Origin of the sequence: Nodularia sp. UHCC 0506, from assembly GCF_034931045.1 — a bacterium.
GTDB lineage: Bacteria > Cyanobacteriota > Cyanobacteriia > Cyanobacteriales > Nostocaceae > Nodularia.
In genome coordinates this window covers 1-3,320 of sequence record NZ_JAYGHH010000093.1, presented here as the reverse complement: position 1 = coordinate 3,320, position 3,320 = coordinate 1, and the positions used below count along the sequence as shown (strand labels likewise).

The following is a 3,320-nucleotide window of genomic DNA, read 5'->3' as shown; positions in this document are numbered from 1 at the left end:
ATTCAGCAATTGATTGTTTCATACAATCGAACTGCTGGGTAGTTATCCAGCCAGAACCTTGAAAACTGCATAGTAACGCGAAAAAAAGCAGGCAGACGAATCAGAGTGCTGAGTGCTGAGTGCTGAGTGCTGAGTGAAAACTCAAGACTGAGGATGAAAGTATCAGAACGAAGAAAAGTTTGCAGAAAAAAACCAAATGTATTGTGGTCAAGCTAATAAGGGCTTACGGTGGATACCTAGGCACACAGAGGCGAAGAAGGACGTGGTTACCGACGATATACTCCGGGGAGTTGGAAGCAAGCATTGAGCCGGAGATTTCCGAATGGGGCAACCCTAAAAACTACCTGTTGAATATATAGACAGGAAAGAGCCAACCCAGCGAACTGAAACATCTAAGTAGCTGGAGGAAGAGAAATCAAAAGAGATTCCCTAAGTAGTGGTGAGCGAAAGGGGAAGAGCCTAAACCAAAAGATTTATCTTGTGGGGTAGTGGGACAGCAATATCGAATCTAGCGGTTAGACGAAACAGCTAAATACTGTACCAAAGAAGGTGAAAGTCCTGTAGTCGAAAACTCAAGGATAGTAGCTGAATCCCGAGTAGCATGGGGCACGAGGAATCCCATGTGAATCAGCGAGGACCATCTCGTAAGGCTAAATACTACTGTGTGACCGATAGTGAACCAGTACCGCGAGGGAAAGGTGAAAAGAACCCCGGAAGGGGAGTGAAATAGAACATGAAACCGTAAGCCTACAAGCAGTGGGAGTCCGATTCAACGGATGACCGCGTGCCTGTTGAAGAATGAGCCGGCGACTTATAGGCACTGGTAGGTTAAGGCGAGAATGCCGGAGCCAAAGGGAAACCGAGTCTGAAAAGGGCGATAGATCAGTGTTTATAGACCCGAACCCTGGTGATCTAACCATGGCCAGGATGAAGCTTGGGTAACACCAAGTGGAGGTCCGAACCGACTGATGTTGAAAAATCAGCGGATGAGCTGTGGTTAGGGGTGAAATGCCAATCGAACCAGGAGCTAGCTGGTTCTCCCCGAAATGTGTTTAGGCGCAGCGGTAATGAATAAATCTGGGGGGTAAAGCACTGTTTCGGTGCGGGCTGGGAGACCGGTACCAAATCGAGACAAACTCAGAATACCCAGAGAACACATTGCCAGTGAGACAGTGGGGGATAAGCTTCATTGTCAAGAGGGAAACAGCCCAGACCACCAGCTAAGGTCCCCAAATCATCACTAAGTGATAAAGGAGGTGGGATTGCAGAGACAACTAGGAGGTTTGCCTAGAAGCAGCCAACCTTAAAAGAGTGCGTAATAGCTCACTAGTCAAGCGATCCTGCGCCGAAAATGAACGGGGCTAAGTGATGTACCGAAGCTGTGGGATTAATCTAGTATTAATCGGTAGGGGAGCGTTCCGTAATAGGTAGAAGCAGTAGCGGCGAGCAGCTGTGGACGAAACGGAAGTGAGAATGTCGGCTTGAGTAGCGCAAACATTGGTGAGAATCCAATGCCCCGAAACCCTAAGGGTTCCTCCGCCAGGTTCGTCCACGGAGGGTTAGTCGGGTCCTAAGGCGAGGTCGAAGGGCGTAGTCGATGGACACAGGGTGAATAATCCCTGACTATTATGTGGGAGCATAGCGAGGGACGCATGAAAGATAGCCATACCCTGATTGGTTTGGGAGGAGTTTACGAACTCCGAGTGGTGAAGGATAGTGTCAAGAAAAGCTCGATATGTGATGAAAGCATAATACCCGTACCCGAAACCGACACAGGTAGGGAGGTTGAGAATACCAAGGGGCGCGAGATAACTCTCTCTAAGGAACTCGGCAAAATGGCCCCGTAACTTCGGAAGAAGGGGTGCCCACCTAAGAAGTGGGTCGCAGTGAAGAGATCCAGGCGACTGTTTACCAAAAACACAGGTCTCCGCCAACTCGAAAGAGGACGTATGGGGGCTGACGCCTGCCCAGTGCCGGAAGGTTAAGGAAGTTGGTCAGGGGTTCGCCCTAAAGCTGACGACCGAAGCCCCGGTGAACGGCGGCCGTAACTATAACGGTCCTAAGGTAGCGAAATTCCTTGTCGGGTAAGTTCCGACCCGCACGAAAGGCGTAACGATCTGGATGGTGTCTCAGAGAGAGACTCGGCGAAATAGGAATGTCTGTGAAGATACGGACTGCCTGCACCTGGACAGAAAGACCCTATGAAGCTTTACTGTAGCCTGGAATTGTGTTCGGGCTTCGCTTGCGCAGGATAGGTGGGAAGCGAAGAAGTATTCCTTGTGGGGAATATGGAGCTAACGGTGAGATACCACTCTGGCGAAGCTAGAATTCTAACCCATGACCGTAAGCCGGTCAGGGAACAGTTTCAGGTGGGCAGTTTGACTGGGGCGGTCGCCTCCTAAAAAGTAACGGAGGCGCGCAAAGGTTCTCTCAGCACGCTTGGAAACCGTGCGGCGAGTGTAAAGGCAAAAGAGAGCTTGACTGCGAGAGATACAACTCAAGCAGGGACGAAAGTCGGCCTTAGTGATCCGACGGCGCAGAATGGAATGGCCGTCGCTCAACGGATAAAAGTTACTCTAGGGATAACAGGCTGATCTCCCCCAAGAGTCCACATCGACGGGGAGGTTTGGCACCTCGATGTCGGCTCATCGCAACCTGGGGCGGAAGTACGTCCCAAGGGTTGGGCTGTTCGCCCATTAAAGCGGTACGTGAGCTGGGTTCAGAACGTCGTGAGACAGTTCGGTCCATATCCGGTGCAGGCGTAAGAGCATTGAGAGGAGCCTTCCTTAGTACGAGAGGACCGGGAAGGACGCACCGCTGGTGTACCAGTTATCGTACCAACGGTAAACGCTGGGTAGCCAAGTGCGGAGCGGATAACCGCTGAAAGCATCTAAGTGGGAAGCCCACCTCAAGATGAGTGCTCTCACTACATAAGTAGGTAAGGTCACGGGCAGAACACCCGTTTATAGGCTCTAAGTGGAAGTACAGCAATGTATGAAGCTGAGGTGTACTAACAGACCGAGGGCTTGACCTCAAACATAATTCGTAGTTCGTAATTCGTAATTCGTAATTATCAATTGCTAGTTATGAAAACATTTGGGATCGCGTTACTGTGCAGCCTTCAGGGTTACTGTTTAATTCGTTATTTCTAATTCTTTAACTACGAATTACGAATTACGAATTAGTAATTACACTCTTTCCTGGTGTCTATGGCGCGGTGGAACCACACTGATCCCTTCCCGAACTCAGAGGTGAAACGCTGCTGCGGCGACGATAGTTTAGGGGTAGCCCTCTGCAAAAATAGCTCGATGCCAGGTTTT

At 50.1% G+C, this 3,320-nt stretch carries 2 rRNA genes; both read left to right on the top strand.

What is annotated here, in order from left to right:
• Positions 1-205 precede the first annotated feature (205 nt).
• Positions 206-3,034: ribosomal RNA gene (locus VB654_RS24985) — 23S ribosomal RNA — on the top strand.
• A gap of 165 nt (positions 3,035-3,199) precedes the next feature.
• A 5S ribosomal RNA gene (gene rrf / locus VB654_RS24980) occupies positions 3,200-3,317 on the top strand.
• The last annotated feature ends 3 nt before the right edge of the window (positions 3,318-3,320 follow it).